We start from the raw sequence: 21,535 nt of genomic DNA, 5'->3' as shown, positions 1-21,535 counted from the left end.
CTCGCCTCCTAAACGCCGAGAAACGAGTGCAGGCGTTCTGCCACACCCGGATCATTGAGGTCGTCCTTCGCCACCATGTCGACCACGCGTCCGTTCTCGACTACGTAATGGCGGTCGGCGATGCGACTGGCAAAGGGGAAGTTCTGCTCCACCAGCAGGATCGTGAAGCCCCGCTCCTTGAGAAGCCCGATCGCGATGCCGATCTGCTCGATGATGACCGGCGCCAAACCCTCCGTAACCTCGTCCAACAACAGGAAATCGGCGCCAGTACGCAGGATACGCGCCATCGCAAGCATCTGCTGTTCGCCCCCAGAGAGTTTCGTGCCCTGGCTTCCCGCCCGCTCCTTAAGATTGGGAAACAGCGTGTAGATCTCTTCGATGGTCATGCCGCCCGGCTTGATCGTGGGCGGAAGCAGAAGGTTTTCCGTGACGTCGAGGCTTGAAAAGATGCCGCGTTCTTCCGGCACGTAGCCGATACCGAAGCGGGCAATCTTATGCGGAGGAAGCCGGGACAGATCAGCGCCGTCGAAGCGGATGTCACCGCGCCGCTCGACGAGGCCCATGATGGCGCGCAATGTGGTGGTCTTTCCGGCGCCGTTGCGTCCGAGAAGCGTAACGAGTTCACCGCGCTCGACATGCAGATCGATGCCATGCAGTACATGGCTGTCTCCGTAGAAAGCGTTCAGTCCCTCGATGCGCAGGCGTTTTTCGCGATGGGTGTCAAGCATGGACGCCTCCGATATAAGCTTCCCGGACCGCCGGGTTTTGGGAAACAGAGGCGTAGTCGCCCTCTGCGAGAATGCTGCCTCGCGTCAGCACGGTGATGGTGTCGGAAAGGTCGGAAACCACATCCAGATTGTGCTCGACCATCAGCACGGTGCGGCCTTCGGATACACGCCGCACCAATTCGGCGACACGACCGATGTCCTCGTGGCCGAGCCCCGCCATCGGTTCGTCGAGAAGCAGCAACTCCGGATCGAGTGCGAGCGTGGTCGCGAGTTCGAGAACACGTTTGCGCCCATAGGAGAGGTCGCCGGCAAGCGTATCTCGATAGGTCTCGAGGCCGACCCATTCGATGAGCTCGTCCGCCCTAGCGTGAAGCGGGTAAAGCGAACGCTTCGGCTTCCAGAAGTGGAACGAGGTGCCGAGCTTGCGTTGAAGCGCCATGCGAACGTTCTCAATCACCGTCAGATGGGGGAAGATCGAGGAGATTTGGAAGGACCTGACCATTCCGAGCCGGGCCATCGCCGCGGGTCCGGTTCTCGTGACGTCCCGACCATTGAAAACGATCGAACCACCCGTCGGGGTGAGGAACTTCGTCAAGAGATTGAAACAGGTTGTCTTGCCCGCCCCGTTCGGCCCTATAAGCGCATGTATAGTGTGGCGCCTCACGTTCAGATCGACGTTGCGCACGGCGACGAAGCCGTGAAACTCCATCGTCAGTCCGCGTGTTTGCAGAATATGATCGTCTACTCCTCCCGGCTTTACGCCGGCTTCGTTTCTCTCCATGGTCCTCCCCCGAGAGTTGATGTTGTTAGACCCGCTCGATGATCGTCGCGATCCCCTGTTCCGTCATCGCGCCATCGATATACATGCCATGGCCTGTGCCGTCGCGCTGACGAAGCGCGAGCAAGATGTTGATCACCACCGGCGGCGCGCCACCTGCAATGTCTCCCGCGAGGAACACCGGTAGAGCCGGCACGCCATAATTACCGGCGAAAAGACCCAACAGTCCCGCCTCGGCGACGAAGTTCAGATCACGGTTGCCCTTACCTGCCTTTGGACCAGTCTGGTCCCAGCCGGTGATCGAGCAATAGATCAGCCGCGGGTTGCGCTTTGCCAACACATCGTATCCGAGGCCAAGGCGGTCCATGCCCCCCGGCCGGAACTCCTCAATCAGTGCGTCCGCCTTTTCAATCAGCGGCCAGAGTACCCCCATGTCGGCAGGCGATTTCAAATCGACCGCCATTGACTGCTTGCCGCGGTTGAGCATGGCGAACAGCAGGCTTTCGCCGTCGACAATGGGCTTGTAAGTGCGCATCGCGTCGCCGTCGTCCGGACGTTCGATCTTGATCACCTGCGCGCCCACCTCAGCCCGCCTCGGGCTCGCGAGCGGCCCGGGAAGGAGCGTCGAGAAATCAATAACGAGAAAATCTGTTAAAGGAGGCATGCGGTAACCCTCATTCACGATCAGCCTTCACGAACCGCCGAAGTTTGGCGTCCGTTTTTCGATGAAGGCGGTGATGCCTTCCTGCGCGTCCTTTGACTGGAAGGCGAGGGTTGAGATCTCGGCTTCGATCTTCAACCCGTCTTGCAATGTGGTCGACAGAGCACGCTGGACGGCCTCCCGCGCATAACCGAGGGCAACCAGGCTGAATTTGGAAAACTCACGGGCGAAGGCAAAGGCTTCCGCCAGGCGGTTGTCCTCGCTGACGAGACGATGGATGAGACCGATGGCCTGCGCCTCTTCCGCGCGAACGGTTCGCCCGGTCATGATCATCTCCAACGCTCTCGCCTCGCCGACGATGCGCGGTAGACGCTGCGTGCCGCCGTAGCCGGGCATCAGGCCGAGCTTGATTTCCGGAAGTGCAACGGCTGCGCGCGGCGTCGCCAGCCGGAAGGTGGAGGCGAGCGCGAGTTCGAGGCCACCGCCGAAGGCATAACCGTTGATCAGCGCAACCGAGGGAACACGCAGTTGGTCAAGCTTGGCAAAAGTCGACTGGCCGCGCTCGGCCTTGCGCTTCTTCGAGATGAGATCGATACCGACCATCTCCTTGACGTCAGCGCCCGCGCAGAAGGCCTTTTCACCCGCTCCCGTAATGATGAGCGCACGCACATCCATCCGCTCGACCGCGTCGATAGCATCCGATATCTCGCCGATCGTCTGGGCGTTCAGCGCGTTCAGCGCGTCCGGGCGGTTGAGTGTGAGAACCGCAAACTCTTCCTGTTGTGTCAATTCGACGGCCATGGGATCCTCACTATGTCCTTCTTCAGTCCGCAGCCTTGAGCAGTTCGCGCGCGATGACGAGTTGCTGGATCTGGGTGGTGCCTTCAAAGATGCGGAAAAGCCGTACGTCGCGATAAAAACGTTCCACGGGATATTCCGCCATGTAGCCCGCGCCGCCGAAAATCTGTACGGCTCGATCGGCAACACGACCGACCATTTCGGACGCGAACATTTTCGCGCAAGCCGCAACCTTGGTGGTGTTTTCCCCACGGTCGCGACGGGCGGCCGCGTCAAGGATCATACAACGCGCCGCATAGGTGTCGGCCTCACTGTCGGCCAGCATCGCCTGAACGAGCTCGGTGACAAAGCGGCTGACCGTCTCCAGGAGCACGTTGAATGTATCTGTGTTAGGGCCATCGAAAGCCCTCCTTCCATTTGAAATTCCACCTAGCGCGCGACCAGATCACGACTGATGACTTGTCTCTGAATCTGGTTGGTACCTTCCCAGATCTGGGTAACTTTGGCTTCGCGCATCAGCCGTTCGACGCGGTTGCCTCGAACGTAGCCGTGCCCCCCGAAGACCTGAACGGCGTCCGTCGTCATCCGCATGGCCAGGTCCGACGCCTTCACCTTTATGGTCGAGGCTTCGACGCTGATGTCTTCGACGCCTTCGTCGACAAGGCGGCCGACATGATCCAGCAGAACCCGCGTTGCGAGGAGCTCGATGGCGAGATCGGCAAGCATGAAGGCGATCGCCTGGTGTCCGATGATCTTTTTACCGCCCTGCTGGCGCTCGTTCGCGTAGGCGACCGCATCATTGAATGCAGCAGAGGCGATGCCTAACGCCTGAGCGCCGACGCTCGGACGGGACTTGTTGAGGACGTTTAGCATGATCTTCATGCCGTCACCGGGATTGCCAAGAAGGTTGGCGCGCGGGATGCGGCAATCGTTGAAGGCTAGCTCGGCCGTGGACGAGGCGTTCGTGCCCATTTTGGATTCGAGGCGCACGATGTCGAAGCCGGGCGTGCCTTTTTCCACGATGACGGCTGAGACCCCCTTGGAGGAATCCTCCAGTTCGCTCCACTTCCCGAACAGAAGGAGCACATCGGCGACGTCGCCGGTCGTGATGAAGATTTTACCCCCATTAATGACGATCTCGTCGCCATCCGGCTGGAATCTGGTGCGGATGTTCGAACCGTCGGAGCCCGCATGCGGCTCGGTAATCGCCATGGCGCCGAGCCCGCCTCCGGCAATGACCGGCAACAAGCGCTGCTTCTGCTCTTCGGTCCCGAACTGGAGAATGGGTTTGACCACCGCGCCGGTGGTTCCGAAGATGATGCCGGTCGATGCGCAAGCCTCGGAGATGAGGCGGACAATTTCAAGGAAGCAGCGGTAGCTGACCGGTGAACCACCATATTCTTCGGGTACAAAAATACCGTTCAGTCCAATATCCTTGAAGAGGCCGAAATTTTCCCACGGAAATTCCTTGCGCTCGTCGAACCTGTCAGCATTCGGTGCGATCACCTCCGCCGCTAGCCGGGACACCTGCTCGATAATCATGGCTTCTTCGTCGGACCATGAACGCGACTGCTCAAAATGCGCAAACAACTTCATAACGTAGAGATCCATCTCAATTTCGGATGCGGGCTTACTGCCCGCGCATCCCGCGCAGGCAGTGTTTCAGACGCGGGCTCTTAGCGAAGGAGCGCGCACTCACTCTCGGAAACAGGCCGGAAGGCCTGATCGGCCGGAATGGTGGCGAGCTTATTGTAGAGGTCCCAGGGGGTCTTCGAATCCTCGGGCTTCTTGACCTCGAACAGATACATGTCGTGCAGCTTGCGCCCATCCTTTCGGACAGTGCCCTTGCCGAAAGCTTCATCCTCGGTCGGCAGCTCTTCCATTTTCGCCACCACAGCCCTGCCGTCGGTCTTCGATCCTACGGCTGCCAGCGCCTTCAGATAGTGAAGTGTGGCTGAGTAGGCGCCGGCATGGACCTGGCTGGGCATCTTCCCGCCAGCCCGCTCCGCAAATCTTGTTGAAAACGCGCGGGTGCCGTCGTTCAGATCCCAGTAGAAGGCCTCGGTGACGACGAGGCCCTGCGCCGTTTGTATGCCGAGACTGTGAACATCGGTGATGAATACCAGAAGACCGGCAAGCTTGATCCCGCTGGCAGTCAATCCGAACTCGGCGGCTTGCTTCACAGCATTGATCGTATCCGCGCCGGCATTGGCCAACCCCACGACGTTGGCCCCGGACGACTGTGCTTGCAGCAAGTAGGATGAGAAGTCCGGGGTGTTGATCGGGTGCCGGACGCTTCCCAACACCTTGCCGCCCGCGGCCTCGACGAAGCGTGACGTGTCGCGCTCCATTGCGTGACCGAAAGCGTAGTCGGCTGTCACGAAGAACCACTTGTCGCCGCCCGAGCGTGCGAGAGCGTCGCCCGTGCCCTTGCTCAGGGCATAGGTGTCGTAGGTCCACTGAACGGTGTTGGCCGAGCAAGACTTGTTGGTGATGTCCGAGCTTGCCGGGCCGGATGCGAGAAAGACCTTGTCGCTGTCCGCAGCCAATTTGCTGACCGCCAGCGCAACTGCAGAACTCGCGACGTCGACGACGGCATCGACGCCGTCCTGGTCAAACCATTTGCGAACGACGGCTGACCCGACGTCGGGCTTGTTCTGATGGTCCGCCGAGATCACTTCAATTTTGAAATCAGGATGCGACTTCTGAAACTCCTCCGCAGCCATCTGCGTTGCGATGACCGAGCCCTTCCCAGACAAATCCGCGTATGGGCCGCTGAGATCTGTCAAGACCCCAAGCTTGACAGCGGTTTCAGCCCAGGCCGGGTCGTGAAGCGACACGAGCGCACAGGCAAGCAACAGACCTTTCAATTTCATTTCCATCTCCTCCCAAAGAAAACGGCCACGTGGACCGCCGTGAACAAGGTAGCGAAACGGCCTAATCAATGTCAATATGTTGACCTAATTTTTTTGACCGCACAGAATTTCCATTGTGCACCGCACAAGTAGAAAAGCAGAGAATGCTCTGCTGATAAGAATATTCTAGAGCAAACTAAACGTCCACCGGTATCGGTGGCTGTGAGATCTGCGGTTATATGCGCAAATATATTGACATAGTTTTCGTCCCGATCTAGGTCTTATGGCACGATGGTCTCCCGGCAGGAGGGAGGCGTTGGTGTTGGGAGGAGCAGTTTCGATGAGGGACGGATATTCCGCTCTGCTTAAGCCTATCCGCGTGGGCAACGTGACATTGGGCAATCGCGTCGTAATGGGATCGATGCACACAGGTCTCGAATGCCATCCGGAGCGATTTGAGGAGCTTGGCCGGTTCTACGCCGAGCGCGCAAAAGGAGGTGTCGGGTTGATCGTCACCGGCGGATTTGCGCCTTCATTCGCCGGGCGCATGAAGGACGAGCCGGGGACCTTCGAGTTTTCCGATCAGGTTGAGGATCACCGAAAGATTACAAACGCGGTCCACGCTGCCGGCGGCCGCATTTTGCTGCAAATCCTGCACGCTGGACGCTATGGATATCATCCGGCGATTGTCGCACCTTCAGCGATCAAGTCCCCCATCAATCGCGACGCTCCCCGCGAGTTGTCACCTTTTGAGATCGAGGAAACGATCGCCGCCTACGCCAATACAGCCCAGCTTGCATCCGGGGCTGGTTACGACGGCGTCGAGGTGATGGGCTCGGAAGGCTATCTGATCAGCCAGTTTCTGGCCGTCCGCACCAACAAACGGGAGGATTCGTGGGGCGGTTCACTTGAAAACCGCGCCCGATTTCCGCTCTCCGTAATTCGGGCTGTTCGTGCTGCGATAGGCAACGGACCGATCCTTTCCTATCGCATCTCTGCACTTGAACTGATCGAAGGTGGGCTGAACGACGAGGAAACGGTCTGGCTCGCGCAGCAGGTCGAAAAAGCCGGCGCCGACTGTCTGTCGACGGGTGTCGGTTGGCATGAATCGACGGTGCCGACGATCGCGGGCACAGTCCCGCACGCCGCCTTCGCCGAGGCAACTCGCCGCATCAAGGCCGCCGTCAGTATTCCCGTTACCGCGAGCAATCGGATCAATCTTCCAGAGGATGCGGAACGGCTCGTGGACGATGGTTCTGCGGACCTCATTTCGATGGCCCGTCCGTTCCTGGCGGACCCTGCCTTTGTCAAGAAGGTGGAAAGCGGGCGGCCGGATCTGATCAATATCTGCATCGCCTGCAACCAGGCCTGTCTCGATCACTATTTCACCGATCAGGTCATCAGTTGCCTGGTCAATCCAAGAGCTGCGCGCGAGGGTGAATTTTCCGATCTGCCCGCAGAGCGATCCAAAAGGATCGCGGTCGTTGGGGGCGGTGTGGCTGGCATTTCTGCGGCGCTGGAGGCCGGCAACCGTGGCCACGACGTTACGCTCTACGAGGCTGGACCGGAAATCGGTGGACAGTTCACGCTGGCTGCGCGCGTGCCGGGCAAGGAAGACTACGGTCGGGCGATCGAGAGCTTCAAGAGGCAGCTCGATGAAGCCGGTGTCCATGTCCACACTGGCCAGCGCATCAGCAGCGAAGCGCTTTGCCGTGAGAATTTCGACGACGTGATCGTCTCGACCGGCGTCGCACCCCGTTTGCTGGACATTCCGGGTGCCGACGATCCCCGGGTTGTCGGATATACCAGCATTCTCGACGGTTCGGTCAAGACCGGACAGCGTGTCGTCGTCATTGGTGCTGGCGGTATCGGCCATGACGTGGCGCTCTTCGTTGCGCTTGGCGACGGCCACGAACCCCAATCTGTTGCCGATTTCGAGGATCGCTGGGGCGTGAAGGGCAGTCCCCATCCGCATCCGGCTCAGCGCACGGTTACCATGGTCAAACGCTCTCCCGGTCACTTCGGGCGCACACTCGGCAAGAGCACCGGCTGGATACTCAGGAAGGAATTGAAAGACCTTGGAGTTCGTCAGATCGGCGAGGCCAGATATCTGAAGATCGATGCCGAGGGATTGCACATCCAGGTTCAGGACGAGGTCAAGATCATCCCGGCCGACACCATAGTCGTGTGTGCGGGGCAGGAATCGGTCCGTGGTCTGGCAGACGAACTAGAGGCTCGTGGGCAGTCGGTGCATGTCATTGGCGGTGCGAAACGCGCCGGCGAACTCGATGCGAAACGCGCGATGTTCGAGGGAACTCTTGTGGGAAATCGGGTCTGAGTGACTGACTGAAGGAAGGCTTGCAACCGTTGGATGCCGGCTCTGAAGGCGAGCCCCGACAAGCAATATGTGTTGTTTTTTAGGAGGAAGAACGTGACATTGAATCTGGATGAACCTTTTCTGCAGCGAAGGCCCGCCAACTACCGCCCTTTGACACCGCTGAACTTCCTGTTGCGAGCCGCCGATGTGTTTCCGGATCGGGTGGCGATCGTCCACGGGGAGGAACATTACACGTGGCGGCAATACGCCAAACGCTGCAAGCAGCTCGCGTCCGCGCTGATGCGGACGGGAATCCGCAAGGGTGACGCAGTCGCGATCCTCTCCCCCAATACGCCGGCGATGCTGGAGGCACATTTCGGCGTGCCTATGTCGGGCGGCCTTCTCAACACGCTGAACATCCGTCTGGACGCGGCGGCCATCGCCTTCATCCTCGAACACTGTGAAGCCAAGGTATTCCTGGTCGACAAGCAGTTCAGCGATATCGCAGAAGAGGCGCTTGCCCTCATGAAAAGCAAACCGGTTGTCGTCGACATCGAGGATTCGCTCGCGGAGGGCGGCAAGCGGATCGGCTACTACACCTACGAAGAATTCCTTGAGCGCGGGCACGCGGACGAACCGACCTATTGGCCCGAGGATGAATTCGAGGCAATTGCCCTCAACTACACGTCAGGCACCACGGGAAATCCGAAAGGTGTGCTCTATCATCATCGTGGCGCCTATCTGATCTCGCTTGGACAGCTTCTTCATCACAAGATGGATGCCGACTCTGTCTATCTCTGGACTCTGCCGATGTTCCATTGCAACGGCTGGTGCTTCTCCTGGGCGATCGCTGCTGTCGGCGGAACCCATGTATGCCTGCGCAAGGTTATTCCCGAGGAGATTTTCGAGGCGATACGGACGCATGGCGTAACGCATCTATGCGGAGCGCCGACCGTGCTTGGTATGCTGATCGAGAGTGGAAAGGCTGCCGGCCGGAAGTTGGAGCGACCAGTTGCCGTCATGACAGCGGGTGCTGCTCCCCCTGCGGCTGTGTTGAAGGAAACCGAGACGCTCGGCTTTGTCGTCCGACATGTCTACGGCTCGACGGAGCTGCATAGTGTGACGACGCTTTGCGACTGGCACCGTGAATGGGACGATCTCGGGCCTGACGATCGATCGAAGAAAATGGCCCGTCAAGGTGTGCGGACCGCTGTGACTGACGCACTGGTGGTTGCCGATCCGGTCACACTGGAACCCGTTCCACACAATGGCTCCGCGATCGGCGAAATCCTCTTTCGTGGCAGCATCGGAATGAAAGGTTACCTGAAGAACCCGGAGGCAACGGAAGAGGCTTTCAGGGGCGGCTGGTATCACACAGGCGACCTCGCCGTGGTTCATGAGGACGGGTACGTCGAAATCAAGGACCGCACGAAAGACATCATCATCTCCGGCGGCGAGAACATCTCATCGATTGAGATCGAGGATGTCCTCTTCAAGCATCCGGCCGTGTCTTATGCTGCCGTCGTCGCCATGCATAGCGACCGCTGGGGCGAACGTCCCTGCGCCTTTGTGGAGCTGAAACCGGGCTCCTCGAACCAGATCACGGAGAAGGAGTTGCTCGATTTTTGTCGCGCGCGTCTCGCCAAATACAAGGTGCCGGACCACGTGATCTTCGGGCCGATCGAAAGGACGGCCACCGGGAAAGTGCAGAAATTCAGACTGCGCCAACTTATTCAACAAAGCGAACAGAGCGCCTCACGCTCGTAGAATGGAGTAGATAAATGAGAGGTTTGAAAGAGCGCGTCGCGCTCGTGACCGGCGCCGCAGGCGGTATCGGCCGGGCGATCTGCAATCGATTCGTCGATGAGGGTGTCAAGCTCATTGCGGCGGACGTCAATGATGCGTCCCTTAGCGAGTTTGCCGGTGAACTTAACAGCCGCGGTGGCGATGTCCTGCCGCTGGCATTTGACATCACAAGCTTCGAGGAAGTCGTCTCGGCCGTTGCCGAGGCCGTCGCGCATTTCGGCAAGATCGACGTCCTCGTCAACAATGCCGGATGGGACATCGCCAAACCCTTCCTCGATACCGAACCCGAACTATGGGACAAGATCATTTCGATCAATCTGCGTGGTCCGCTCAATCTGCACAAGGCGGTGCTTCCGCATCTGATTGCAGCTGGTGGCGGCAAGGTAATCAACATCGCGTCGGACGCCGGCCGCGTAGGTTCCTCCGGCGAGTCCGTTTATTCAGCCTGCAAAGGCGGCCTCATTGCCTTTTCCAAGACGGTCGCCCGCGAATGCGCCCGCGACAATGTCCGGGTCAACGTGGTATGCCCCGGCCCTACCGATACGGCCCTGCTGCGTTCGTTCGTCGGCGAAGGCGAATACGGCCAGAAGATCTACGACAAGCTTCAGAAGGCTATCCCGCTCAAGCGTCTTGGCCAGCCAGACGATATTCCCGGCATGGTCGCATTCTTCGCGAGCAGCGACGCGGATTTCATCACCGGCCAGGTCATCAGCGTGTCCGGCGGCCTGACGATGCACGGGTAAGGAGCGAAAATATGGACTATCAAGATATCATTTATGACGTCCGGGAAGCCGCGGCCTGGATCACCATCAACCGACCGGAAAAGTATAACGCTTTTCGTGGCCAGACTTGCGAGGAGTTGATTCATGCGATCAACAAGGCAAGCTGGGACAAGGCGATCGCCGCGATCGTACTGACGGGGGCCGGTCCAAAAGCGTTCTGCACCGGGGGGGACCAGTCTGCGCATGACGGCGCCTATGACGGGCGTGGCACGATCGGTCTGCCGGTGGAGGAACTTCAGTCCGTCATCCGGGACGCACCGAAGCCAGTTATCGCGCGCGTGAATGGTTTCGCCATCGGCGGAGGTAACGTCCTCGTGACATGTTGCGACCTAGCGATCGCTTCATCGACCGCCGTGTTCGGGCAGGTTGGACCGAAGGTAGGATCAGTCGATCCAGGCTTCGGAACGGCCTTGCTGGCTCGCGTGGTCGGTGAAAAGAAAGCCCGAGAAATCTGGATGCTGTGCCGGCGCTATCCGGCTGAACAGGCCCTGCAAATGGGTCTGATCAACGCGGTGGTGGCGCCGGAGGAGCTGGATGCGGAAGTGGATCGCTGGTGCGCAGAAATCGCGGCGCTCAGTCCTACGGCGATCGCGATCGCGAAGAAGTCGTTTAATCTCGACTCGGAATCGATCCGAGGCATCTCCGGTATCGGCATGCAGGCGCTGAGCCTGTTTTACCAGACCGAGGAGTCCAAGGAGGGTGTGAAGGCCTTCCTCGAAAAGCGCCCACCAAAGTTTCGCTGAGGCGCTCCAGCACTGATTGGGCGAACCAGAAGGGAACCCGGCATGCAGAAGATCGAAGTCGGCGGCGCCCTGATCGAATATGCCTGGTTCCCGCCGGCACCACGAGAAGACGATCGGCTCTCAACGGCGCCGATCGTTTTCCTGCATCATGGTTTTGGGTGCGTGGCCGACTGGAAGGCCTTTCCGACAAAGGTGGCGATGGCCACCGGTCATCCAGCGCTAGCCTATTCTCGCCGCGGCTGTGGAGCCTCTTCTGCCCTGCCCGGACCAAGAGACATCGGCTACCTGCATGAAGAAGCCCGCCAATTCCTGCCGATGCTGCTCGACGCGCTCGGCGTCGATCGGTGCCATCCGTACGGCCATAGCGATGGCGCCACGATCGCCCTGCTCTTCGCGTCGGCATTTCCAGACCGCGCCCTTTCGTCGATCGTCGAGGCGCCGCATGTGTTTGCGGAGAAGCTGACCCTGGACGGGGTCGCGGCATTGTCGCAACGATACGAGACGGATCCTGCCTTGCGCAAGAAGCTCGCCAGATACCACCGGGACCCGGACGGAGCATTCTTCGTATGGGCCCGAACCTGGCTTCTTCCAGAATTCCGCGATTGGACAATCGTCGGCGAACTTGACAAACTGCGGCTGCCGCTGCTTGTGATCCAGGGCTCTACCGATCCGTTCGGAACCTTGGAACACGCTCGTCTGATCGGCGAACGTGCGGGGCAGTGTGTATCGATCCTGGAGCTCGCCGAGAGCGGCCACAATCCTCACGTCGAAGCCGAGTCAGCCATACTGAAGGCGGTGGTCGATTTTCTGCGCGAGGCGGAGAAATGTTCTGGAGACCGGACCGAAGACAAATATAAGAGTCGCTGAGTATTTTCGTTTCGTTTCAGGCTGCGGAATATAGTTTGATGGTAAGAGTGAAGACGATGGCAGACCAGGACATGGAAAGAACCGACCCCAGGCGTGGGTTCGATTTCGACGAGGTATTGGACAATCAGATGGTAGAAACGTCTCGTACAAGCTCGTCGGCCCGGCGTCGTCGTTCCTCAAATGGCGCGGAAGACACCGTCTCGGGAGAGGTTGTCAATTCCACTTCGGCTCGCAATCCCGGAAACGACCAGCTCAACAACCGGATCTTTTTCCGGCTGTTCCAGCTCGGCAACGAACTGCAGCGGCAGGCGATGCAGCAGCTCGGCATCACCACCGTCCAGTGGGCGGCGCTCGGCGCGCTCTCGCAGGACAAGTTTGCGTCGGGCATCCCTTTCGGTCAACTCGGCGACTACCTGGTCGTCACCCGGCAGAACCTCGATGGCGTGATCAAGCGTCTCGAGCGGGACGGCCTGGTACAGCGGGTGACCGGCGATGGTGACAAGCGTGCCCGTCTCGTCCAGCTGACGCCGTCCGGCCGCACCTATTGGAAGGAAACGCTGCAGCGAATTTTCCAGTTCTACGATCAGGCCACCGCTCACTTCTCGTTCGACGACCGTGTCGCGCTCGTTCACTATCTCAACGCGCTGCAGAAGGATCTCGCCGGCGTGGAACTGCCCAAGTCGGGTCTTCCGAAAAGAAATCGATCCTAAACGGTCGAGATTGCTATCGACCGGTTTCGGTCTTTCACGACAGAGTTGTCACCGGAGTGAGGTTAGGCACAATGATAGCGTTCCGATCGAGGCGAGCGTCGAGAGGATAATGGTCCTGGACGAAACCTGCGCATCCCGCCGATAGAATTCCGCCAACATGAACGATCCTGTGCCGGCGGGAAGCGCGGCCAGCAGCACCGCCGCCTCGGTCGTAAACGACGGAAGGTGAAACACGAAGCGGGCAAGCAGCCAGGCAAGGAGCGGATGCAGGATCAGCTTGCAGCCGGCCAGGAAAATCGCGGCGCCATAGCCTTCCCTTGTTGTCTGTCGCTTCGATGCGAGAAACAACCCGAGCGCCACGAGCGCGCAAGGAGCGGCCGCGCCACCGAGCAGTTTCAGAAACGTTTCCGCCGGTGCCGGCAATTCGATACCCAGGATGGGAAAGGCCGTCGCGGACAAGGAAGCGACGAGGATCGGATTGCGGATCAGAGTGCGGCCCACCTTAGCCGGCAGCGCGAGCCTCGAGGGCCGGCTCTGAAGGGCCACCTCCACGATGACGATCGTGGCGGCGAAGATCACGCACATGGTGATGATCGAGCCGATCGTGGCCGGAACGAGGGCCTCCTGCCCCAGCGCGGCAAGTACGATCGGGAATCCGACGAAGCCGATGTTGGAATAGCCGGCATTGAGGCCTTCGATTGCCGCGTCGGCCAGATTGCGACGTCCTCTAAAGCGAACGGCCATCGCCACGGTCATGGCGAGCAGGCCGCTCAGCGTGAAGACGGCGATGAACCCCGGTTGCCAGAGCTCGGACCAATGGGCACTCGCGATGATGTCGAACAGCATCGCAGGGAGCGCCAGCCAGACGACGAACCGGTTGATCTCGCCAGCCGCCGCCGAACCGAGCACGCCGGTCCGCCCTGCCAGCCAGCCGGCAAAGATCAGGGCGAAGACGGGAATGACGAGCAGGAATGCGGAAATCACAGTTGACGATCCCGTATGTCGTGACCACGCGATGCGGGACGTGCATTCGACCCGGAGAGCGCCTCGGTGCGTGCCTCGATGGACTGAAGCACAGAGATCATGTCCTCCCTGGCGTTTCCCAGGCCCACGCTCTCGCCGTAAAGATCGCTTGCCAGATTGAGAAGCGGAGTGGCTATCCCGGCAGCGCGCGCTGCATCGGCGATCAGTCGCGTGCTATTGAAGGCGTCTTCCGTCGCGGCCTGGACGGAGAAGTCCCGCGCGATGAACTTCGGCAGCTTCATACGGGTGAAGTCGCAATTCATCGGACCGGAATCGATCGCCGCTTTGAAAGTGGGAAGATCCAGACCGTGACGGTCGGCGAAATGAACGGCCTCGGCCATGGCCGCAAGCATAGCGTTCAGATAGAGGTTCACGGTCAGCTTCATCAAAAGTGCATTGCCGACCGAACCGCAGAGGACCGTTTCCCGGCACATCGGCGAAAGCAGCGGGCGAACTTCCCCCACGATGTCCGGATCTCCGCCGAGAAGCGAGACGAGTTGTCCGGTCTCGGCGGGCTTGCGAGAGCCCGAAACGGGTGCCTCGACGTAGTGACCGCCGGCTGTGGTAATGTCGGCGGCAAGAGCTCGCGAGTATTCTGGCGAATTCGAGCCCATCGACACGACGACATGGCCATTTACCAGATCGCCGAATCCCAGGGTGCCACGCTTGAGGACCGCGTCAAGCGCCGTCTCGTTTACCAGCATGCAGATCACGACACGGGTGCGCGCGAACACGTCATCGACACTGGCCACAGCGGTTGCGCCGGCTTCTCGCAAGGCTTCGCGGGGCTCAGGTGAGCGGTTCCAGACGATCAGCCGTGTTCCTGCTTTCACCAGATTGAGGGCCATCGGCCTGCCCATCACGCCAAGGCCGATAAAGCCGATTTCTTCCGTGGTACCTGTCATCATAGAATCTCCGTTGCGGCCTTGCATCAAAACAGCCGGTCGAGCCAGCCGTGCTTGTCATCGGCGCGTCCGAACTGAATGTCCGTCAAGGCTGCCTTGAGCCGCTGCGTGACGGGACCAGCCTTGCCGTCACCGACCGTAAACCCGTGCGTGCGGCCCTTGACCTTGCCGATCGGCGTCACCACGGCGGCCGTGCCGCAGGCGAAAGCCTCCGTCAGTCGGCCGCTTCGGGCATCCTCCTGCCACTGGTCGATCGAATAGCGTTCTTCCCGCACCGTCAGGCCCATGTCCCGGCCCAACGTGATAAGCGATTCGCGGGTAATCCCCGGCAGGATCGTGCCGCCAAGCGGCGGTGTCTGAAGCGAGCCATCCTCGAAGACGAAGAAGACGTTCATGCCGCCGAGTTCCTCAACCCATCTGCGCTCGACAGCATCAAGGAAAACGACCTGCTCGCATCCCTCGCGTAATCCCTCGGCCTGGGCGGCGAGGCTTGCCGCATAATTGCCGCCGCATTTTGCGGCGCCGGTCCCACCGGGTGCTGCGCGTGTGAAATTTTCCGAGACCCAGAGCGTGACTGCAGGTCCGTCACCCTTGAAATACGAAGCGACCGGAGAGGCAATGACACAGAATATGTAATCGGAGGACGGCTTGGTGCCGAGCCCCACCTCGGTGCCGATCATGAACGGGCGCAAATAGAGCGCGGCCCCTTGGGCCGACGGGATCCACTCGCGGTCAATACACACCAGCGCCCGCACCGACTCGACAAAAAGGTCCTCGGGCAGATCCGCCATGGCAAGCCGTTCGGCGGAATTGCGAAAGCGGCGGGCGTTGGCGTGTGGACGAAACAGCGTGGCGCCGCCGTCGGGCAGCCGATAAGCTTTCATCCCCTCGAAAATCTCCAGCGCGTAGTGAAGGACGGTCGTGGCTGGATCGAGATCGAGCGCCTTGCGCGGTTCGATTCTCCAGTCCTGCCACCCACGATCCTCGCTGTAGCGCAGGGTGACCATGTGGTCGGTGAACACACGTCCCCAACCCGGATTGGCAAGCAGCAATTCCCGTTGTTCACCGGTCACGGGATTAGGGTTTTTCTTCACATCAAAAGTCGGCTTCGTCTTGTTCATCGTCGTTATTTCCTTTGGCAACATGACATCGTCACCGCTGAACCAAGACCTATCCCGAGCTACGTGGATTTTGCTTGCGTATATGACCAGGATTTCTGATTTATTGGCAGTCTGGAGCTGATTTGTCGCAGATCGCGACACTCACTGCTAAAAGTTCAGGGAACACATCACGATGAACAAATTTGACGATATCGACCGACGCATCCTGCGTGTGCTTCAGAAGGACGGCGCTATCCAGAACGTCCAACTCGCGGAAAAGGTCGGCTTGTCGCCGTCGCCCTGTTCACGGCGGGTCAAGATGCTGGAAGAGGCCGGCATCATCGAACGCTACGTCGCTCTGGTCGATGCATCCAAGGTGGGGCTAGGACTGACGGTCTTTGCCAGGATCTGGTTGACTGGGCAGGACGTCGAGACTGTCGATCATTTCACGGATCAGGTGCGGCGCCTGTCAAACGTCGTCGAATGCCATCTGATGGCGGGGGACTGCGATTTTCTTCTCCGCGTGGTGGCGGCCGACCTAGACGACTACCGCAGGTTCCAGGTCAACCATCTGACCCGGATCAAGGGGGTCCGGAGCGTCAAGACCGAAATCCCCATGCAGAAGATCAAGCTGACGTCGGAATTGCCGGTTTGAGACCCCTTCGCTTTCACCCATGAAGCGGTAGCCGAACGTTATAGGTTTCCTGTCCAGCGTCGGCGGCCCCACATGGCGATTTCGACTTGATGACAGCCGACGAGAGTATTTTGAAGTCATGGTTCCCATCATCATCGCGGGGCGGATCTTTCAGGGAAAGAAAACCCAGTCTGCAGCCCATTTTTGGGGGACACGTCCTACATACTAGCGTAAACCGGCCCCTCGCCACCTTGTGACGGCACCCAGTTGATGTTCTGGTTGGGGTCCTTGATGTCACAGGTCTTGCAGTGCACGCAGTTCTGCGCGTTGATCACATAGACCTCCTCACCGTCTTTCTCCACCCATTCATAGACGCCTGCCGGGCAATAGCGTGTCGATGGACCGCCATAAACATCATGCTCGGACCGCTTCTGCAATTCCATATCCCTCACCTGAAGATGCACCGGCTGGTCTTCCTCATGGTTGGTGGACGACATGAACACTGATGACAACCGATCGAAGGTCAACACGCCGTCAGGCTTGGGATAGGCGATCGGCTTGTGCTTCGCGGCTGGTTCCAGACTCTGCCCATCCGTCTTGCCGTGCTTCAGCGTGCCGAAGATCGACTTGCCGAACAGCGTGTTCGTCCACATGTCCAGGCCGCCAAGGCCGACGCCCAGGAGCGTGCCGAACCGCGACCACAACGGCTTGACGTTGCGCACCCGTTTCAGGTCCTTGCCGATCGCGCTGTCGCGCCACTCGTTCTCGATCTCGATAACCTCGTCATGCGCACGCCTGGCTACGATCGCGTCGGCAATCTTTTCCGCCGCCAGCATACCCGACAGCACCGCGTTATGGCTGCCCTTGATGCGGGGCACATTGACCAGACCGGCCGAACAGCCGATCAACGCGCCGCCGGGAAACGTCAGTTTCGGCACGGACTGGTAACCGCCCTCGGTAATGGCGCGCGCACCATAGGACAGGCGCTTGCCGCCCTCGAACGTATCGCGGATCGCCGGATGCGTCTTGAAACGCTGGAACTCCTCGAACGGATAGAGATAGGGGTTTTTGTAGTTCAGATGCACCACGAAACCGACGGCGACCAGATTGTCCTCAAGGTGATACAGGAACGAACCGCCACCGGTCCTGAACCCCAGAGGCCAGCCGAAGGAATGCTGCACCAGACCCTGCTTGTGTTTCTCCGGCTTCACCTGCCACAGTTCCTTGATGCCGATACCGAACTTCTGGACATCGCGGTCTTTCTGAAGGTCGAACCGGGCGATGAGCTGCTTGGCCAGCGAGCCACGCACGCCCTCCCCGATCAGCGTATATTTGCCGAGCAATTCCATGCCGCGGGTGAAATTCGGGCCGGGTTCACCGTTCTTCTCGATGCCCATATCGCCGGTCGCCACGCCGATCACCGCGCCTTGATCATTGTAAAGCACTTCGCTGGCGGCAAAGCCGGGATAGATCTCCACGCCGAGAGCCTCCGCCTTTTCCGCCAGCCAGCGACAGACCAGCCCAAGCGACACGATGTAATTGCCGTGATTGTTCATCAAAGGCGGCATCAGCATATTCGGAAGGCGGATCGAACCGGCAGGCCCTAAAAACAGGAACTGGTCATCCCTCACCTCGGTCCTGAACGGATGCCCCTCCTCCTCGCGCCAGCCGGGCAAAAGCCTGTCGATGCCAGCCGGATCGACAACCGCGCCCGACAGGATGTGCGCGCCGACTTCCGCGCCCTTTTCCAGAACGACCACCGAGAGATCCGGATGGACCTGCTTCAGCCGGATCGCCGCAGATAACCCGGCAGGACCAGCCCCCACGATCACAACGTCGAACTCCATTGCCTCTCGTTCAGGCAGATCCTGGATGCTTTCCACATCCATTTCAGACACGTTCCAGCGCAATGGCGATGCCCTGGCCGACGCCGATGCACATCGTGGCAAGCGCCTTCTTCTTGCCGGTCAGCGACAGTTCGAGCGCGGCGGTGCCGGCAATGCGGGCGCCGGACATGCCGAGCGGGTGCCCAAGTGCGATCGCCCCGCCGTTCGGGTTCGCGCGCGAATCGTCATCGGCGATCCCGAGCAGGCGGAGCGTCGCAAGGCCTTGGGAGGCAAAGGCTTCGTTGAGTTCGACGACATCGAGATCGGTTGCGGCCCAGCCGATGCGGGCCAGCAGCTTCTGCGAGGCCGTGGCGGGGCCGATGCCCATAATGCGCGGCGGAACGCCAGCCGTCGCACCACCAACGATGCGCGCGATCGGGGTGAGGCCGTATTTCTTGACCGCCGCAGCCGAGGCGATGATGAGGGCGGCGGCGCCGTCATTGACGCCCGACGCGTTGCCGGCGGTTACCGTTGCGCCGTTAAGGCGGTTGACGGGCTTCAGCTTGGCCAGTGCCTCGACGTTGGTCGCGCGGGGATGCTCGTCCTTCGCCACCTTCAGCGGATCGCCCTTCTTCTGGGGAATGCTGACGGAAACGATTTCCTTGTCGAGACGGCCATTGGCTTGGGCGGTGGAAGCCTTTTCCTGACTGCACACAGCAAAGGCATCCTGATCACTCCGGGAGACCTTGTAGTCGATGGCGACGTTGTCGCCGGTCTCGGGCATGGAATCGACGCCGTAAAGCACCTTCATTGCCGGGTTGACGAAGCGCCAGCCGATGGTGGTGTCATAGATTTCCGCCTTGCGGGAGAAGGCGCTGTCTGCCTTCGGCATGACGAACGGGGCGCGGCTCATGCTTTCGACGCCGCCGGCGATCATCAGGTCGGCCTCACCGGCCTTGATGGCCCGGGCGGCGGTGATGACCGCGTCCATGCCGGAGCCGCACAGGCGGTTGATCGTGGTGCCGCTGACCGAAACCGGCAGACCGGCCAGAAGCAGCGACATGCGGGCAACGTTACGGTTGTCTTCGCCTGCCTGGTTGGCGCAGCCGAAGATCACGTCGTCGACGGCTTCCCAGTCGACGGCCTTGTTGCGCTCGACAAGCGCCTTGAGGGGGATCGCTCCGAGATCGTCGGCCCGGACGGACGAAAGCGCGCCGCCGAAACGGCCGATGGGCGTGCGGATGTAATCGCAGATAAAAACTTCGGTCATGGTATGCTCCTCCGCAAAGCGCTCAAAGTGCCTTTTCAAAAGCAGGCAGGATGTCAAAGAGATCGCCGACGAGGCCGTAATCAGCAACCTGGAAGATCGGTGCCTCCTCGTCCTTGTTGATGGCGACGATGACTTTCGAATCCTTCATGCCGGCCAGATGCTGGATAGCACCGGAGATGCCGCATGCGATGTAAAGCTGCGGTGCAACCACCTTGCCGGTCTGGCCAACCTGCCAGTCGTTGGGGGCGTAACCGGCATCGACGGCAGCGCGCGAGGCACCAACGGCGGCACCGAGCTTGTCGGCCACCGGCAGAATGACTTCCTTGAACTTTTCGGAAGAACCGAGTGCGCGACCGCCGGAAATGATGATCTTGGCGGATGTGAGTTCCGGACGGTCGGACGAGGCAAGCGCGTCCGATACGAAGGACGACACGCCCGGATTGGCCGCAGCGGCGGTGGTTTCGACCGAAGCGGAACCACCGGCAGCAGTTGCGCCAAAGGACGCCGTGCGCACGGTAATGACCTTCTTGGCATCAGTCGCCTGTACGGTCTGGATGGCGTTACCGGCATAGATCGGCCGCTTGAAGGTGTCAGCGGAAACTACTTCGGTGATTTCCGAAAGCTGCGCCACGTCGAGCAGCGCTGCAACCCGCGGCATGACGTTCTTGGCCGATGCTGTCGCGGGTGCGATGATGACGTCGTATCCCAAAGCCAGCGAAACGATCAGGGCCGCAAGCGGCTCGGCAAGCTGGTTGGCGAGCGAAGCGTCGTCAGCCAGAAGCACCTTGGAAACGCCGGAAAGTTTGGCGGCCTCATCGGCTGCGGCCTTCGCCCCGGAACCGGCGACCAGAATGGTGATGTCGCCACCGATCCTGGTTGCTGCCGTCAGCGTCTTTGCCGTCTGGTCGGAAAGGGTTGCGTTGTCGTGTTCTGCCAGAAGAAGAATGGCCATGATGTAATTTCCCTATCCTAAACCTTAGATGACGCCGTCAGCCTTGAGCTTCTCAACAAGCTCGGCAACCGAACCAACCTTGATGCCAGCCTTGCGGCCAGCCGGTTCTTCGGTCTTCAGCACCTTGAGGCGCGGGGCGATGTCGACGCCAAAATCGGCAGGCGTCTTCTTGTCGAGCGGCTTCTTCTTTGCCTTCATGATGTTGGGCAGCGAAGCGTAGCGCGGCTCGTTGAGGCGAAGGTCGGTGGTGACGATGGCCGGAAGCTTCAGTTCGACCGTCTGCAGGCCGCCGTCCACTTCGCGAGTCACGGCAACCTTGCCGTCAGAAGGTTCGACCTTCGAGGCAAATGTGCCCTGACCCCAGCCGAGAAGAGCTGCGAGCATCTGGCCGGTCTGGTTCGAATCGTCATCGATCGCCTGTTTGCCAAGAATGACGAGGCCGGGAGCCTCTGCTTCGGCAACACCCTTCAAGAGTTTGGCAACAGCCAGTGGCTCGACGGTTTCGTCGGTCTCGATCAGGATGGCGCGGTCGGCCCCCATGGCCAGCGCCGTGCGAAGGGTCTCTTCGGCCTTCGCAGGTCCGATGGACACGACGACTACCTCTTCGGCCTTGCCGGCTTCCCTGAGACGCAGTGCCTCTTCAACCGAGATTTCGTCGAAGGGGTTCATCGACATCTTGACGTTGGCCAGTTCGACACCGGAACCATCCGCCTTGACGCGGATCTTCACATTGTAGTCGACAACTCGCTTAACCGGCACGAGGATTTTCAATCGAGTATT

At 60.0% G+C, this 21,535-nt stretch carries 20 protein-coding genes and 1 pseudogene; 7 read left to right on the top strand and 14 right to left on the bottom strand.

Annotated features, from left to right (window positions below):
• Positions 1 to 8 precede the first annotated feature (8 nt).
• The 7 genes and pseudogenes from G6L97_RS23590 to G6L97_RS23560 form a co-directional block, all read right to left on the bottom strand.
• A complete protein-coding gene (locus G6L97_RS23590) occupies positions 9 to 728 on the bottom strand; it encodes an ABC transporter ATP-binding protein (RefSeq protein WP_174003952.1) in 720 nt (239 codons plus the stop codon).
• Positions 721 to 1,509 (bottom strand): ABC transporter ATP-binding protein, encoded by a 789-nt coding sequence (locus G6L97_RS23585; RefSeq protein WP_174003950.1) that lies wholly within the window; start codon positions 1,507 to 1,509, stop codon positions 721 to 723. The genes G6L97_RS23590 and G6L97_RS23585 overlap by 8 nt, the downstream gene beginning before the upstream one ends.
• Positions 1,510 to 1,534: 25 nt before the next feature.
• Positions 1,535 to 2,188, bottom strand: coding sequence for a CoA transferase (locus G6L97_RS23580; protein ID WP_272438516.1), 654 nt, complete (start codon positions 2,186 to 2,188; stop codon positions 1,535 to 1,537).
• Positions 2,189 to 2,197: 9 nt separating this feature from the next.
• A complete protein-coding gene (locus G6L97_RS23575; RefSeq protein ID WP_272438515.1) occupies positions 2,198 to 2,968 on the bottom strand; it encodes an enoyl-CoA hydratase/isomerase family protein in 771 nt (256 codons plus the stop codon).
• A 22-nt stretch (positions 2,969 to 2,990) separates the two neighbouring features.
• Positions 2,991 to 3,305: pseudogene (locus G6L97_RS23570) on the bottom strand (acyl-CoA dehydrogenase family protein); the annotation flags it as partial.
• A gap of 89 nt (positions 3,306 to 3,394) precedes the next feature.
• Complete coding sequence (locus tag G6L97_RS23565) at positions 3,395 to 4,576, bottom strand: acyl-CoA dehydrogenase family protein (protein ID WP_174004738.1); 1,182 nt, start codon at positions 4,574 to 4,576, stop codon at positions 3,395 to 3,397.
• 65 nt (positions 4,577 to 4,641) lie between these two features.
• On the bottom strand, positions 4,642 to 5,841 hold the full coding sequence (locus G6L97_RS23560) for an ABC transporter substrate-binding protein (RefSeq protein WP_174004740.1): 1,200 nt from the start codon (positions 5,839 to 5,841) through the stop codon (positions 4,642 to 4,644).
• Between the two features lie 319 nt (positions 5,842 to 6,160).
• Here G6L97_RS23560 and G6L97_RS23555 point away from each other — a divergent pair, with 319 nt between their 5' ends.
• From G6L97_RS23555 to G6L97_RS23530, 6 genes are all read left to right on the top strand, one after another.
• Positions 6,161 to 8,158: an NADPH-dependent 2,4-dienoyl-CoA reductase gene (locus G6L97_RS23555; protein ID WP_174004742.1), complete on the top strand. Its 1,998-nt coding sequence runs from the start codon at positions 6,161 to 6,163 to the stop codon at positions 8,156 to 8,158.
• 93 nt (positions 8,159 to 8,251) lie between these two features.
• Positions 8,252 to 9,904 (top strand): AMP-binding protein, encoded by a 1,653-nt coding sequence (locus G6L97_RS23550; protein WP_174004744.1) that lies wholly within the window; start codon positions 8,252 to 8,254, stop codon positions 9,902 to 9,904.
• A 14-nt stretch (positions 9,905 to 9,918) separates the two neighbouring features.
• A complete protein-coding gene (locus tag G6L97_RS23545) occupies positions 9,919 to 10,686 on the top strand; it encodes a glucose 1-dehydrogenase (RefSeq protein WP_174004746.1) in 768 nt (255 codons plus the stop codon).
• An 11-nt stretch (positions 10,687 to 10,697) separates the two neighbouring features.
• A complete protein-coding gene (locus G6L97_RS23540) occupies positions 10,698 to 11,468 on the top strand; it encodes an enoyl-CoA hydratase-related protein (RefSeq protein ID WP_174004748.1) in 771 nt (256 codons plus the stop codon).
• A gap of 42 nt (positions 11,469 to 11,510) precedes the next feature.
• Positions 11,511 to 12,335 (top strand): alpha/beta fold hydrolase, encoded by an 825-nt coding sequence (locus tag G6L97_RS23535; RefSeq protein WP_174004750.1) that lies wholly within the window; start codon positions 11,511 to 11,513, stop codon positions 12,333 to 12,335.
• A gap of 56 nt (positions 12,336 to 12,391) precedes the next feature.
• Positions 12,392 to 13,045, top strand: a complete 654-nt coding sequence (locus G6L97_RS23530; RefSeq protein ID WP_236771574.1) for a MarR family winged helix-turn-helix transcriptional regulator — start codon at positions 12,392 to 12,394, stop codon at positions 13,043 to 13,045.
• Between the two features lie 48 nt (positions 13,046 to 13,093).
• Here the strand turns inward: G6L97_RS23530 and G6L97_RS23525 are convergent, their stop codons facing one another.
• The 3 genes from G6L97_RS23525 to G6L97_RS23515 are packed head-to-tail and all read right to left on the bottom strand — an operon-like array spanning position 13,094 to position 16,094.
• On the bottom strand, positions 13,094 to 14,029 hold the full coding sequence (locus tag G6L97_RS23525; protein ID WP_174004752.1) for an AEC family transporter: 936 nt from the start codon (positions 14,027 to 14,029) through the stop codon (positions 13,094 to 13,096).
• Positions 14,026 to 14,976 carry an NAD(P)-dependent oxidoreductase gene (locus G6L97_RS23520; RefSeq protein ID WP_211390074.1) on the bottom strand — a complete coding sequence of 317 codons (951 nt, stop codon included), beginning with the start codon at positions 14,974 to 14,976 and terminating at the stop codon, positions 14,026 to 14,028. Before G6L97_RS23520 ends, G6L97_RS23525 begins: the two co-directional genes overlap by 4 nt.
• 23 nt (positions 14,977 to 14,999) lie before the next feature.
• A complete protein-coding gene (locus G6L97_RS23515; RefSeq protein ID WP_174004754.1) occupies positions 15,000 to 16,094 on the bottom strand; it encodes a branched-chain amino acid aminotransferase in 1,095 nt (364 codons plus the stop codon).
• Between the two features lie 172 nt (positions 16,095 to 16,266).
• Here G6L97_RS23515 and G6L97_RS23510 point away from each other — a divergent pair, with 172 nt between their 5' ends.
• Entirely contained in the window at positions 16,267 to 16,728 is a 462-nt protein-coding gene (locus G6L97_RS23510) for an Lrp/AsnC family transcriptional regulator (protein WP_174004755.1), read from the top strand.
• A gap of 197 nt (positions 16,729 to 16,925) precedes the next feature.
• Here G6L97_RS23510 and G6L97_RS23505 read toward each other — a convergent pair whose 3' ends face one another.
• From G6L97_RS23505 to G6L97_RS23490, 4 genes are read right to left on the bottom strand one after another with little or no spacing between them, the layout of a single operon-like run.
• Entirely contained in the window at positions 16,926 to 18,596 is a 1,671-nt protein-coding gene (locus G6L97_RS23505) for an electron transfer flavoprotein-ubiquinone oxidoreductase (protein ID WP_174004758.1), read from the bottom strand.
• 1 nt (position 18,597) lies between these two features.
• Complete coding sequence (gene pcaF, locus G6L97_RS23500; protein WP_174004760.1) at positions 18,598 to 19,803, bottom strand: 3-oxoadipyl-CoA thiolase; 1,206 nt, start codon at positions 19,801 to 19,803, stop codon at positions 18,598 to 18,600.
• 22 nt (positions 19,804 to 19,825) lie between these two features.
• Entirely contained in the window at positions 19,826 to 20,755 is a 930-nt protein-coding gene (locus G6L97_RS23495; protein WP_174004762.1) for an electron transfer flavoprotein subunit alpha/FixB family protein, read from the bottom strand.
• Between the two features lie 24 nt (positions 20,756 to 20,779).
• Complete coding sequence (locus G6L97_RS23490) at positions 20,780 to 21,526, bottom strand: electron transfer flavoprotein subunit beta/FixA family protein (RefSeq protein ID WP_174004764.1); 747 nt, start codon at positions 21,524 to 21,526, stop codon at positions 20,780 to 20,782.
• Positions 21,527 to 21,535 lie beyond the last annotated feature (9 nt).

Origin of the sequence: Agrobacterium tumefaciens (genome assembly GCF_013318015.2) — a bacterium.
Classification (GTDB): domain Bacteria; phylum Pseudomonadota; class Alphaproteobacteria; order Rhizobiales; family Rhizobiaceae; genus Agrobacterium; species Agrobacterium tumefaciens.
Note: the sequence above shows the minus strand (reverse complement) of the source record. Positions and strands in the feature narration are given on the sequence as shown.